The sequence below is a fragment of the Clostridium neonatale genome, from assembly GCF_001458595.1.
GTDB classification, from domain to species: Bacteria; Bacillota; Clostridia; order Clostridiales; family Clostridiaceae; genus Clostridium; species Clostridium neonatale.
The window spans coordinates 1,057,118-1,071,993 of the sequence record NZ_LN890328.1 but is presented as its reverse complement, the minus strand read 5'-3'; the positions used below and the strand labels follow the sequence as shown (position 1 = coordinate 1,071,993).

Annotated in this window: 12 protein-coding genes; all 12 read right to left on the bottom strand. The window is 27.4% G+C overall.

The features are described 5' to 3' along the window. Positions 1–119 precede the first annotated feature (119 nt). Positions 120–980, bottom strand: a complete 861-nt coding sequence (locus BN2920_RS12000; protein ID WP_058295245.1) for a GNAT family N-acetyltransferase — start codon at positions 978–980, stop codon at positions 120–122. A 117-nt stretch (positions 981–1,097) separates the two neighbouring features. Further along, entirely contained in the window at positions 1,098–3,002 is a 1,905-nt protein-coding gene (locus BN2920_RS11995; protein WP_058295244.1) for a bifunctional 4-hydroxy-3-methylbut-2-enyl diphosphate reductase/30S ribosomal protein S1, read from the bottom strand. 11 nt (positions 3,003–3,013) lie between these two features. Then, complete coding sequence (gene cmk, locus BN2920_RS11990) at positions 3,014–3,673, bottom strand: (d)CMP kinase (protein WP_058295243.1); 660 nt, start codon at positions 3,671–3,673, stop codon at positions 3,014–3,016. A 139-nt stretch (positions 3,674–3,812) separates the two neighbouring features. Continuing rightward, positions 3,813–5,030: a BaiN/RdsA family NAD(P)/FAD-dependent oxidoreductase gene (locus BN2920_RS11985; RefSeq protein WP_058295242.1), complete on the bottom strand. Its 1,218-nt coding sequence runs from the start codon at positions 5,028–5,030 to the stop codon at positions 3,813–3,815. 112 nt (positions 5,031–5,142) lie between these two features. Next, positions 5,143–5,577 (bottom strand): hypothetical protein, encoded by a 435-nt coding sequence (locus BN2920_RS11980; RefSeq protein ID WP_058295241.1) that lies wholly within the window; start codon positions 5,575–5,577, stop codon positions 5,143–5,145. Positions 5,578–5,748: 171 nt separating this feature from the next. Then, positions 5,749–6,210: a PadR family transcriptional regulator gene (locus BN2920_RS11975; protein ID WP_058295240.1), complete on the bottom strand. Its 462-nt coding sequence runs from the start codon at positions 6,208–6,210 to the stop codon at positions 5,749–5,751. Between the two features lie 3 nt (positions 6,211–6,213). Next, positions 6,214–7,065 (bottom strand): DegV family protein, encoded by an 852-nt coding sequence (locus BN2920_RS11970; RefSeq protein WP_058295239.1) that lies wholly within the window; start codon positions 7,063–7,065, stop codon positions 6,214–6,216. A gap of 218 nt (positions 7,066–7,283) precedes the next feature. Continuing rightward, a complete protein-coding gene (locus tag BN2920_RS11965) occupies positions 7,284–7,772 on the bottom strand; it encodes a L,D-transpeptidase (RefSeq protein WP_230131942.1) in 489 nt (162 codons plus the stop codon). A gap of 102 nt (positions 7,773–7,874) precedes the next feature. Next, the gene (locus BN2920_RS22615) at positions 7,875–8,699 is read right to left on the bottom strand and encodes a DUF488 domain-containing protein (RefSeq protein ID WP_083498774.1); all 825 of its coding nucleotides are present in this window, start codon (positions 8,697–8,699) and stop codon (positions 7,875–7,877) included. Positions 8,700–8,911: 212 nt separating this feature from the next. Beyond that, on the bottom strand, positions 8,912–10,957 hold the full coding sequence (locus tag BN2920_RS11955; protein WP_058295237.1) for a thioredoxin domain-containing protein: 2,046 nt from the start codon (positions 10,955–10,957) through the stop codon (positions 8,912–8,914). 217 nt (positions 10,958–11,174) lie between these two features. Beyond that, the gene (locus BN2920_RS11950) at positions 11,175–12,956 is read right to left on the bottom strand and encodes an ABC transporter ATP-binding protein (protein WP_058295236.1); all 1,782 of its coding nucleotides are present in this window, start codon (positions 12,954–12,956) and stop codon (positions 11,175–11,177) included. Beyond that, positions 12,956–14,683, bottom strand: coding sequence for an ABC transporter ATP-binding protein (locus BN2920_RS11945; protein ID WP_058295235.1), 1,728 nt, complete (start codon positions 14,681–14,683; stop codon positions 12,956–12,958). The genes BN2920_RS11950 and BN2920_RS11945 overlap by 1 nt, the downstream gene beginning before the upstream one ends. Between the last annotated feature and the right edge of the window lie 193 nt (positions 14,684–14,876).

The following is a 14,876-nucleotide window of genomic DNA, read 5'->3' as shown; positions in this document are numbered from 1 at the left end:
CATTGTCACGTTGTATTATAACAAATTTAGTATATAAAATAAAGACTGCATATTAACAGTCTTTATTTTATATATTCCTAATTATAATAATCAACATAACTTTTGTACTTTATTATTAACTATGAGTTCCAAACAGAATATGAACTATATTCTCTAAATCCAAGCTTAGTATATAATCTTAAAGCCGGAATATTATTTTTATCTACACGTATATATATTTCACTTATATTTTTGCATATACATAAATTTATAAGATATTTTAATAGTTCTTCTCCATATCTCATTCCTCTATGTTCTTTAATTACTCCTAAATTGACAATAGTATATTTACCTCTGTTTAAAATAACCTGTCCATAACCTATAGGTGTGCATGAATCAATTGCAATAAACACGCAAAAATCATCCAAATAGTATTTCTCTTCTTCTTCAGCCAATATATCTGACACTGATAATGGGATTCTGTCTTTATTATCAAAAATAAGATTTTGCAATTCGCATCTAAGATTTTCATGCTTATTTTTTTTAAAATGTTCAAAAATCAAATTATTATTTATGTTAAGCATAGGATTATAAGCATCCAATTTCATTAACAACGTTTCAGAAAGAAGAGTAAAATTTAATTTTTTTATTAGCTCTAAGTTTTTTGGATTATCTCTAATATCAATTTTAAAAGAATCAATATTAAGAGAATCAAGAAATTCTGGCTTAATACAATCTATATATTCCTCTTTAACATATAACGAATATATATTACATGGCAAATTTTTAGAAGCAGGATATTCATGCCATATATAGCCTATATACTTTTCATTGAGTTTAAATAACTTAACTTGTTTCCTTAAAATAAATTTTACTATAAAAGGTTCATTATCATATGCTTCAAAAAATGTCTTATCACAAATATATGAGTTATCTTTACCATCATACAACTCTCTAAAAATATCTATATTAAAAATCGATAACTTCTCAACTTCAACCATATAACCGTCCTCATTTCTAAACCTTATATAAATTATACCATGCATACAATAAAATTAAAATGAAAGCAAAAAAACTGTGTATACAAATTTATATTATATACACAGCCTAAATATTAATTATTCAGCATCTTTTATGCTTAAAGCTATTCTTTTATTTTCTTCATCAACGCTTAAAATTTTAGCTTTTATTTCTTCACCTATAGTTAAAGCTTCTTTTGGATGATTAATTCTACTATGAGAAATCTTTGATATATGAACTAATCCATCTACACCAGGTTCTAATTCAACGAAAGCACCAAAATCATTTAATCTTACTACTTTACCTAATACTATAGAATCTTCTGGATATTTTTCTTTAACATTTTCCCATGGCTTTGGCATAAGTTCTTTCATACTTAATGATAACTTTTTATTTTCTTTATCTAAGTCAATTATTTTAACATCAATAATTTGACCTTCTTTTAATATATCTTTTATATTTTTAACATGATTCCAAGAAATTTGAGATAGGTGTAATAGTCCATCTACGCCATTTATTTCAACGAAAGCACCGAAGTTTGTAAATCTTTTAACTTCACCTTTAACTACATCGCCTAAGTTAAATTTTTCCCATGCTTTAGACTCAACTACATTTCTTGCTTCTTCTAATAACACTCTTCTTGAAGCAACAACTTTAACTGGATTCTTTGCAGAAAAATCTATTAACCTAACTTCAATTGTTTTTCCTATATATTCTTCTTTGTTTTCAGTAAATTTTATATCTATTTGTGAAGCAGGTATAAAGACTCTAACGCCTTTAAAGTTTGCTACCAATCCTTTTTCTTGAGCATTAGATATTTTTAATTCAAATGTAGTTTTTTCATTGAATAAAGTTTCTAATTCTTTGAAGGCTTCTTCTCTTTCATATTCTAATCTTGATAAAACAACATATCCATCACTATTTTGTAGTTTTATTACTTTAGCTTTTATATTGTCACCAACATTTAATTTCTCTGATACTGCTATCGGATCTTCTTTTGCTGATAATTCTGAGAATGGAATAACTCCATCACTTTTATATCCTATAAGTGATACAATTAAAGAATCCCTAGTTTTTGAAAGAATTTCGCCTTCAATTTCATCACCTATTTTAAATCTTTTATCTAGTTCATCCATTAATGATAATTGATCCTCAAAATTATTGTTTTCTGTATTCATTATATCTAGTACCTCCTTAATAATCCAATCTGGTGTTGAAGCACCAGCCGTAACTCCTATTTTTTCTATATTATTATTAATAAAATCTTTTGGCAGTTCCTTTACATTTTCAACATGTATTGTTTTTGCGCAATTATCTTTTGCTATTTGGTATAGTTTTGTTGTATTAGAACTATTCTTACCTCCAACTACTATCATGGCGTCAACTTCTTTAGATAATTTTTCAGCACTTCGCTGTCTTACATCTGTAGCAGCACATATTGTGTTAAATGTTAAAAGCTCCTTAACGCCACTTAAGCTTTTAAGTGTATTTTCCCAGTTTTTTAATTTCTCAGTTGTTTGAGATACTAAGCAAACCTTTTGAGGTATCTTATCTTCAAATTCACCATCTTTAGTAATAATAGCTTTATTATCACACCACCCATTAATTCCTATGACTTCGGGATGATCTTTATCACCTAATATTACTATATGATAACCTTCTTTTGAATATTTCTTAACCTTTTTTTGAATATTTGTCACAAAAGGACAAGTTCCATTAACTACTTCTAAACCTTTTTCATTAAGTAAATTAAATACACTTTCAGAAACGCCATGAGATCTTATAACAATCACATCACCACTGTTTAAACTGTCTATTTCTTCTAGACTTATTGAATATATATTATTTTCCTCTAAATACTTAACGACATCATTATTATGAATTAAAGGACCTAATGTATATATTTTTTTATTATATTTTTTTTGAACTTGTAATGCTTCATTTACTGCTTTAGAAACTCCAAAACAAAAACCTGCACTATTTGCGAGCTTTATCTCTATCATGATAGTACTCCTTATCTATCGATACTTTTTCTTATGTTCTCACAAATAACATCAACAACTCCACTAATATCAAGATTAGTACTATCAATTTCAATAGCATCGTCTGCTTTTTTTAATGGGTCAGTTTCTCTATGAGAATCTATATAGTCTCTCTTTTTTATGTCTTCTAGTATTTGATCGTAATTACATTCTATATTTTTGTTTTGTAATTCTTTAAATCTTCTATTTGCTCTTTCCTCCGGACTTGCTGTTAAAAAGAATTTAAATGGAGCATCCTTAAGAACTACAGTTCCAATGTCTCTTCCATCCATAATAACATCATATTTTTCAGACATATCTCTTTGAAGTTTTACAAGCTTTTCTCGCACCTGTTTTATGCTTGCATAATTAGATACTATATTACTTATTTCAGGTGTTGTTATTACATCTTGAATATTTATACCATTTAATATTAAATCATCATTTTCAAAATGCATTTCCATCGTATTTATTAAAGAACAAATTCCATTTATTTTCTCGGGACCTAAATTATTTTCTTTAGATTTTAATGCCACAGCTCTATACATAGCGCCTGTATTTATGTACATAAGATTAAACTCTTTGCCTACAAGCTTTGCTATAGTACTTTTACCTGCACCTGCTGGTCCGTCTATTGCAACTGCTATCTTCACTAAATTTCTCCTCATTTCATTATCTGATTTTAAGACTACAATATGATTATATAATTTTTTAATGTCTCAAACAAGGGTTTCATTTATTACCACTCTAAAATTAGATTTCTCATATCACCTAAAAACAATGTTTATGAATTTAAATATTAGTTCCTGCTATAAATCCTGTTGAAAAAGCTATCTGAACATTATACCCGCCAGTAAATGCATCTACATCCATTACTTCTCCACAAAAAGATAAATTCTCTACAATTCTAGATTTCATTGTAGATGGATCAATTTCTTTTATATCTACTCCACCTTGTGTAACTATACCTTCAGCAAGAGGTCTTACTCCATCTAGTTCAAAAGAGAAGTCTTTAATTACAGTTACTAAATTTTTTCTTTCTTCTTTTGTTATTTCATTAACTTTTTTATTTTCATTGATTTTACTTCTGCGTATTATCATTGGTATTATTTTTTGTGGAAGTAAATCATCTAAAGAGTTTTTAAAATCTTTATTTATATAAGTTTTAAAATCCTTTTGAACTCTCTTATCTAATTCACTTATATTTAATGCAGGTTTTAAATCAATATGTATTGTATAATTTTTATTTGGTTCTATAAATCTACTTCCTGTAAGTATTAATGGTCCTGATATTCCAAAGTGAGTAAATAACATTTCACCAAAGTTCTTATATATTACCTTTTTATCATTTTCTTTCACGGTAACTTCTACATTTCTTAATGATAATCCTTGAAGTTCCTTTATTTCAGCATTTTTTACTACCATAGGAACTAAAGCTGGTCTTAAAGGAACTATATTATGGCCAAGTTTCTTTGCAAAATTTTGACCTTCTCCTTTTGAACCAGTAAGAGGATATGAAGCTCCGCCAGTTGCTATAATAAAATAATCGCCTTTTAATATTTCTGAATCGTTTATTACTACTTCTGAAATCTTTTTATCCTTTACTTTTATATCTGTAACCTTACATCCTAATTTTATTTTTGTATTAGTTCTGCTTAAAGCATTTGATAAACCTTTTATAATATCTGAAGATTTATCTGATTCTGGGAAAACCCTGTCTCCTCTTTCCACTTTAAGTTTTATTCCTTCATTTTCAAAAAAATTCATAGTATCCTCATTAGTAAAACTATATAATGCACTATATAAGAAATGAGGATTACCTGGTATATAATCAAAGAATTCTGATATATCCTTAGCATTAGTAACATTACATCTTCCTTTACCAGTAATAAAAAGTTTTCTACCTAGCTTTTCATTACCATCTAGAAGTATTACTTCATGTTCTTTAGAAGCATGAATTGCAGCCATAATTCCTGCAGGTCCCGCACCTATAACAATTACTTTACTCAAATTTTAAATCTCCTTTTAGCGTCTTCACTTAAATTTATTATTTTTCAATTAACCTTTATATTATACTAAAAATAAGTAATTAAATATATAGTGTTACATATAATATTAATTATTATAAAACTTTCTTTAGAGGAAGTAATTTATTATACGCTTGTTTATATTTATGATTTCTTACCATATCTTTAGATGTTATTATTTTAAGTCTATCCAAATTCATGTTGTGTTCTAAATCAACTATCTTTACATTAATAGCAAGTTGATTTTTACTTTTTATAATTCTGTTTATATACTGATCATACGATTCACAAGATTTCTTTGTTAGAATTTTTACAGCATCAATATAAACTTTTTGTATACCAACGTCTGAAATTTCTTTTTCTGTTATATCTGTGTCTTCCATAATATCATGAAGAAGCGCAACTACTTTTTCTTCAGTTGTTTCAACATTTTGCATAACATATATTAAATGTTCTGTATATGGATTCCCACCTTTGTCCTTTTTATCTTTAAAATATATATCCACGAGATTCATAGCTCTAATTATCATAATTTAAATCATCAACTCCAAGCATTTTATAAATTTACTTTATTATATATTATAAATGTAATATTTTCATTAAAAATACATAAAAAATGATAATTCTAACATTTGTTAAGAATTATCATTTTTATGATTATAAAAGTAATATAGTTAATATAGTTAATATAGTTAAAATTTCTATTTTATATATAGGTCTTTATAAATTATATTAAATACATCCAAAGATTCTTCAATCTTTGATTTTAATATGACCTTTTTGCTTTTGAATTCCTTAAAACCTTTTTCTGTTAAAGAATAGGTCTTTTGAAATTTCTTGTCTAAATCGTCCCATTCACCGTCTATTAAACCATCGGATTCTAATCTCTTTAAAAGAGGATATATTCCTCCTGTGCTTGGAACCCATTTGCCATTAGTTCTTTGGCCTATTTTATGAGATATTTCGTTACCGTTAGTAGCACCTAGAGATAATATGTATAAAACATAAATAGGAAGAAGACCTTTAGTAAAAACAGGCGTCCCTGTACTCTTTTCCTTTTTAACTTTTTTTAGCTCTTTAAGTTTTTTCTTATATTCGGCATAAAGTCTTTTTTCTTCAGCTTCAATATCTTCAATTCCACTAAAATTAAATTTTTCATTCATAAATTAATCTACCTTTTCTATTGCACATCCTACAAGTCCTGGACCTGTATTAATTCCAAGTGAAGGTGCTATTGTTCCTGCAAAAATACATTCCTTGCAATGAGGAAGTTCTTTTATTCCGTCACATAGAATTTTAACTTTATCTTTTCCATTACCATCTAGAACCCATACTCTATAGTTTCCTTTTCCTTCGTATGATTTAAATATATTGATTAGTTTTGAAACAGCTTGCTTTGATCCTCTTGCTTTTGCGTAAGTTCTATATGCCCCATCATCTGCAACAGTTATAATTGGTTTAAGATTTAAGAATTCCCCAACTGTTCCAGCTACTTTTCCTATTCTTCCACCCTTTTTAAGATATTCAAGCGTATCTATTGTAAAAAATAAATCTATTTTATCTCTTAATTTAGGAAGAGCTTCTACTATTTCTTCAAAGCTTTTATTTTCTTTTATCATGTTAGCAGCATTTAATACCATAGCACCTTCTGCCATAGTTAATGTTTTAGAATCAAAAACAAAAGTTTCAAGTCCTTCAAAGTCTTCACATACAAGTCTACAAGCATTATATGTTCCTGATAAAGCCTGTGATATTGTTATTATAATTGCATGTGTATATCCTTCTTTAACTGCTTCATTTAATGCATCTGTGATTTTTTCTATACTTGGAAGAGATGTTGTCGGAATTTCTTTCTCCAAACGTTCATACATCATTTCAGATGTTAATTCAATTCTCTCCTCATATTCTTCTCCATCCTTATATATAACTCTAAAAGGTAATAATTTTATATTATTTTCTTTTAGTAATTCTACACTTATATCTGATGCACTATCTGTTATTAATGCTATCTTTTGCATTTGTTTTCCTCCTTAAAAGAATTTTCTATAACAATTATATCACTACTGATAAGATTATCAACAGTGATAATAAAAAATATATCACTACTGATATATTTTCACTGAGTAATTATAATGAATGATAGATAAAATTATCAGAAAACTTCTATAGGCTAGAATACTTAAATATACAAAATTAACGTCCTTATTAACTAAATAAAATTAATAAGGACGTTAATTTAAACTATTATAACTTTTGTTTTTGTAGGTATTGTATCCCAAATATATTTAGCATTTATTTTAGAAAGCCTTATGCATCCATCTGATAAAGCCATTCCAAGTCTTCCATCTCTTACTGAACCATCTAAATTATATATTATGGAATGAAATAAATAGTTACCCTTAAAGCTTGTATAATACCAGCACTTATATCCTTTATTAACTCCAAAATATAATCCCTTAACTCCTATTGAAAATGTGCCTTTTGGTGTTGGTGTTGATTTTTTGCCTATTGTACATAAAAAGCTTTTTTGAATAATCCAGTTTTTTTGTTTTCCTTTAAAAATATTTACCTTAAAGTTATCTGTATCCACATAAATCAAAAAATCTGTTGCACTATAATAATTTTGTGAATTAACAAGATTTTGTACTGATTCATTATAATTTTTATCATTTCTAAGTTTTGAATTTTTATCTGTATTTTTATTTTTTTCTTCATTATTATTCATAAATAGTTTTGATAAAAAGTTCATATGTGTTCCTTAATTATTAATCCTAAATATATTATATGGGAATTATCAATATCCGTTATTATTTATACGGCTTATATATTACTTTAAATTTTCAATTCTATATCCAATTTCTTTATTGGCTAATCTATATGCATCTTTAATCAACTCTTCTTCACTTTTACTATTACCAAGAAGATTATCTATTGTGATTTGATTTCTATCCATAAAATATTTATCAAGCAAATTCTGCTCTAAGTCTTTTTGAGAAGCTAACTTATAATCATCTAAAATATGCTTAACATTAAATCCATACTTTATGAGTTCTCTTCCTACTAAAATACTTCTATGACATCTTATTGGATCCTGCATTGCTCCAAGTAAAGCGATTTTATACCCTTTTAAAACTCCATTTTTAAGTCTTTGTATTCCATTTTTAAATGATTCTTCATTTACTACTTTCTCAAAATCAGAATAACCTTCTTNCTTATAATCATCTAAAATATGCTTAACATTAAATCCATACTTTATGAGTTCTCTTCCTACTAAAATACTTCTATGACATCTTATTGGATCCTGCATTGCTCCAAGTAAAGCGATTTTATACCCTTTTAAAACTCCATTTTTAAGTCTTTGTATTCCATTTTTAAATGATTCTTCATTTACTACTTTCTCAAAATCAGAATAACCTTCTTCATTATAAGATATTTTATTTATTCTCTTTGCTGCAAGTTCAGGAGCCATATAAATATAAATAAATCCTGCTTCTTTTAATGTATGTTCTATTACTTCTTTATTATATTGAACATTATATTTTGAATATGGTGTTCCTCTTATATCTACTACTGTATCAATATTATAATGCTTTAACATATCTATTAGTCTTTCTACAGGATAATTTGAATGTCCAATTGTGTATATATCCATTTGTCTCACCTCTAATGTATAAATAAAAAGCTTATCTTAATAAGAAATTCATATAAATACCACTCTACTTATATAAATTAAAAAATTTGAAATTTTATAAAAAGCACCAAAATGCGAAAATTGAATAAATATTTATATATATTTAATTATATATAAATAAATTCTAAATTTATACTATCTTAAAAAAGTAATAAATTTAGAATTTTATAGTTTTATTTAATTTTATGAAATTTTGCTAAAATCTCATTTAAATTATTTGTTGGTGGAAAACACGAATTTCCTTCGCATAGATAATAAGTGGCTTTATTATCTTTAAGTGTATAATCTTTGGTATATGGTATTAATTCTTCAAGCTCACTACTATTTTCTTCATTTTTTATTATCACAGTCAAATTAAATGCCTGCATGTCGCTTAAAGTATCTTTAATTTTTTCTTTTTCACTTTCATCTTTAATAACACATATGAGTTCTTTAGTCTTATTTAATGCAAAAGAAGAAGCGATTAAGAAGAAGGAATGATTGATTTCTTCACTAATTATTGATCCTGCTATATAATCAAGCACATCTTTACTTATTTCTTCAAATAAGGACTTTCCAGTTATTCTTGCAAGTCTTATCAAATTATAAGCAGCTACTGAATTTCCCGAAGGAATTGCTCCATCAAATAATTCTTTAGGCCTTGCAATAAGCTTTTCACTATCTTTTCCATATAAGAAGAAGCCGGCATTCTTTTCATCAAAGAATAAATCTATCATTGCTTCTGTAAGATCTATAGCTTTTTTTAAATATAAAATCTCATATGAACTTTCATATAATTCTATAAGACCATAAGTTAGGAATGCATAGTCATCTAAGATGGCCTTATATTTAGCTTCTTTTTCTCTATATCTTGCAAATAATCTTCCTTTAGAATCTACTAAGTTATTATAAATAAAATCGATAGCTTTTTTTGCATATTCTAAGTACTTTTCATCTTCAAGTACTTTATACGCTTTAGAAAGTGCAGCAATCATAAGACCATTCCATGAAGTGAGAATTTTATCATCTTTATGGAGGGAATATCTTTCATTTCTATAATCTAAAATATTTTGTGCTAATACGTCTATTTTTTCATCTTTCTTATTATAATTACTATTCTTTATTAAATTAGGTATGCTTTTGCCTTCAAAATTTCCTTCGTCAGTTATATCATAATATTCATTAAAATAATTTCCATCTTCTTCGCCTAAAATTATTTTAATTTCATCTGGAGTGAATACATAGTATTTTCCTTCTTCTCCTTCACTATCTGCATCTTGTGCACAGTAAAACCCACCCTCATTACTTGTTAATTCTCTAAATACGTATTCAAGTGATTTTATTGAGATATCTTTATATAACGGATTTTTAGTTATTTCATAAGCTTCTAAGTATGCTATTACTAAAAGCGCATTATCATAAAGCATTTTTTCAAAGTGTGGAACAAGATATTTATCATCTGTTGAATAACGTGAGAATCCATACCCTATATGATCAAATAATCCGCCTCTATACATAGACCCAAGTGTAGTCTCTACCATTTCAAGTGCATTTGTTTCATCATACATCTTATAATATCTAAGTAAAAACATAAGCTTATGTGGTGTCGGAAATTTTGGAGCAGGTGAGAATCCACCATATTTAATATCAAAGCTCTTTAAAAGCTGATTATAACCATTTTTTAAGTTCTTTTCACTTAATTTAGTATCATTACTTTCGGATACAAAGAATTTACCAAGTTCTTTTAATATATTATCACTAGAATTAATTAATTTTTCTTTTGAATTCTTCCACTGTGTAGCTACTGATTCAAGTATTTCAATTAATCCTGGCATACCATATCTTGATGTCTTTGGAAAATATGTTCCTGCGAAAAATGGTTTTTGGTCTGTAGTCATTATAATGGTTAATGGCCATCCACCAGAACCAGTTAGTGCCTGACATACAGTCATATAAACACTATCAACATCTGGTCTTTCCTCTCTATCTAATTTTATTGAAATAAAAAATTTATTAAGTATTGCAGCTACATTTTCATCTTCAAAACTTTCATGTGCCATTACGTGGCACCAGTGACAAGTTGAATAGCCAATAGATAAAAATATAGGCTTATCTTCTTTCTTTGCATCTTCAAATGCTTCTTCTCCCCATGGATACCAATTAATTGGGTTATATGCATGTTGAATGAGATATGGAGATTTTTCATTTATTAATCTATTGGATTTATTTTCTTGTTGCATTATACCACCTCATATTTATATCAAAAATCAGTTTTAGTATAAGTAAAAGGCCAAATATTATTCTGCAATTCAATTTATAAATTATTTAAAATCTTACTTAAGCATAAGCAGTCTCACGGATTATATTTATAGATAATGATATTAGAACTAATAATATTTTATAATAAAATCTCCAAACATCTACTAAAAGGTGTTTGGAGATTATCATCATAATGATTTAATTTGCTTTTTTATTTGCGAACTGGCTATTATAAAGTTGCTCATAGAAGCCACCTTTAGCCATTAACTCTTCATGATTTCCTTGCTCTATAATATTACCATCATTTATTACAAGAATTAAATCTGCACTTCTTATAGTTGAAAGTCTATGTGCAATAACAAAACTTGTTCTGCCTTTCATTATATTTTTCATAGCGTTTTGAAGCATTAATTCAAGTCTTGTATCAACAGAGCTTGTAGCTTCATCTAATATAAGAATAGCAGGGTCTGAAATTATTGCTCTAGCAATTGTAAGGAGCTGCTTTTCTCCTTGAGATATATTTGATGCTTCTTCATTTAAGAACATATTATACCCATCTGGAAGTGTTTTTATGAAGTGATGAACATTGGCTATTTTAGCTGCTTCAATTATTTCATCCTTTCTTGCTCCAAATCTTCCATATTCAATATTTTCATTTATTGTTCCATTAAACAACCAAGTATCTTGAAGAACCATTCCAAACATTGAGCGAAGATCTTCTCTTTTCATATCTCTTATATCTACACCATCTATCTTAATAGAACCGCCTTGTATCTCATAAAATCTCATAAGAAGATTTATTAAGGTTGTTTTACCTGCTCCAGTAGGCCCAACTATAGCTACCATTTGACCACTTTTAACTTCTACATTTAAGTCCTTAATTAAAGGTTTATCTTCAAAGTATCCAAATTTAACATGCTCAAATGTAACATTACCTTTAGGATTTTCTACTTTTATTGAATCTTCCTTATCTGGAATTTGCTCTTCTTCATTTAATATTTCAAATACACGCTCAATTGCAGCAAATGCTGATTGAATTGCAGAAGACAACTGAGTTACTTGAGTAAGTGGTTGATTTATCTGCCATATATAACGTATAAACGCTTGAAGATTACCAACTGTTATAGTACCAGCTATAGCAAAAACAGCTCCCATTACACCAATAACACCTATTCCTAAATAAGTTACTAGTGAAATAAGTGGTGACATTATACTTGAAATAAATTGAGCCTTAAATCCTGTCTGGCATAACTCTTCATTAATATCTTCAAATTCTTTAATTACATCGTCTTGTTTACCATAAAGCTTTATCTCATTAAATCCAGTATACATTTCTTGAACTTCACCATTTAATTTACCTAAGGCTTTTTGCTGACCAATGAATAAATTTTGTGACTTAGAAACTATAAACTTAGATACCAAATAACTAAGAGGTATTATAAGTGTTGCAACTAATGCCATTTTTACATTAAGTACAAACATCATAATTACAGCTAATGATAATGATAAAATCGCATTAATTACTTGAACAAAGCTTTGTTGAAGTGCATTAGATATTGTATCAATATCATTTGTAATTCTACTTAATACATCACCATAGCTATTGCTATCAAAATAATTTACTGGCAATCGCTTTATTTTATCTTGAACAGAATTTCTTAAGTCACGCATAGTATTTTGAATAGCATTAGTCAAAAGAAAACTTGCTGCATAAGTAGATAAAACACTGGCTATATATATAAATGCAAGCATTATAAGTACTTTTAAAATATAACTGAAGTTTACAGAAGCACCTTCTATACCTTTTGCTATATTTATAGAATCTTTTGTTAACTGTGTTAATATAAATCCTTCTACTGTTGGAGAAATAGCAGTAAATATAGCTGCTAATATTACAAACAAAATAGCGCCAATAAATGGAAGCTTGTATGGTTTTACAAAAGGAGCTATTTTTATTATTGTTTCTTTAAATTTTTTCATTATGCTAACTCCTCCTCTGTAAGTTGTGATAAAGCAATTTCATGATATATTTCACAAGTTTTTAAAAGTTCCTTGTGAGTTCCACTGCCAACTACTTTACCTTCATTTAATACTATTATTTTATCAGCATCTAAAATAGATCCAATTCTTTGAGCAACAATTAAAACCACAGATTCCTTTGTTTCTTCTTTTAACTTTGCTCTAAGTGTTGCATCTGTTTTAAAATCTAAAGCAGAAAAACTATCATCAAATATATAAATTTCGGGCTTTCTAACTATAGCTCTTGCAATAGATAATCTTTGCTTTTGGCCACCTGATACATTAGATCCGCCCTCACTTATCATCTCTTCAAACTTCTTAGGTTTCTTTGAAATAAAATCATAAGCTTGAGACACTTTTGCTGAATGTTCAATTTCTCCGCTAGTTGCACTCTTTTTACCAAATTTAATATTACTATTTATACTTCCTGTAAATAATCTTGTTTTTTGAGGAATAAATCCAATCTTTTTTCTTAGTGCTTTTAAATCATAATTTCTTACATCTATACCATCAATTTTTATGCATCCTTCCGTAACATCATAAAATCTTGGTATTAGATTTATAAGTGTTGACTTACCACTACCTGTACTACCTATAAAGGCTACAGTTTGACCTTTACTAGCTTTAAATGATATATCTTTAAGTACAGGTTCTTCACCATCTGGATAAGTAAAAGTAACATTATCGAATTCAACTTCACCTTTTATTTTAGTATCTTTTACACCATTTTCAGGATTTTTTATAAGAGGCTCTGCATCTAATAGCTCCTCAATTCTATCTGCAGAAACTTGCGCTTTTGGATACATTATAAATATCATAGAAAATAACATTAAAGAAAACATTGAATGAAACAAGTAATCTAAAAATGCAATTAATTGTCCAACTTGTAATGTTTCTGTATTTATCATTTTACTTGCAAGCCAAAATATTGCTAGAACCGCCATATTTAATAAAAAGAAAAATGTTGGTTGAGATGCTGCCATAAGTTTAAACAGCTTTTTTGATATATTAGCATAATCTTCATTTGTTTCCATAAATCTTTCTCTTTCATGATCGTCATTCCCAAATGCTCTTATAACTCTTATCCCAGTTAAATTCTCTCTAGAAATACGATTAAGTTTGTCTAATCTTTTTTGTTGCGTTTCAGATATTGGATGAGATAATTTAGCAATAACTACTACACCAAGTATTATAAATGGTACAGTTATTGCAAGAACTATAGAAAGTGATACACTTGTCTTAAGTATCATAAACAAACTTACTCCAAACATAACTGGTGTTAATAATGCAGTTCTTAGGAGTGTGTTTGTAAATTGCATTAATTGATATGCATCATTTGTAGTTCTTGTGATCATTGAAGATACTCCAAACTTATCATATTCACTGTGAGAATATTCTTGTGCTTTCCTAAAAATATCATTTCTAATATCTCTAGTTAAACCAGTTGAAATTTTAGATGAACAATATCCAAGTAATATTGTACCTAAAACACCTATAATAGAAATAATTGCTATTAAAATTCCTTTTTGCTTTATATAAGTTATATCGTTATTGGCTATACCATTATCAATAACTTCAGCCATAATGGTTGGAATCCCAAGTTCTACCAAAGCAAAACCAAATACTGAAATTACATTCAAAATAATTAGCAGTTTGTAATTTTTCAAATATTTTAATATTAGTTTCATATTAGTTCTCAGTCCTTTCTTAAATTGATTATATTACTAATTTGATTATGCCAAACATATATTTTATAATAAAGTATCCTGTAGCAGGATAGTCAATACCTATAATATTTTAATTGTAATTAAAAAAATATTTTTAGCTTAAATATTTCTTTTACTTTTAGTATTAAGAAAATAACGAATAATATACTAAAGA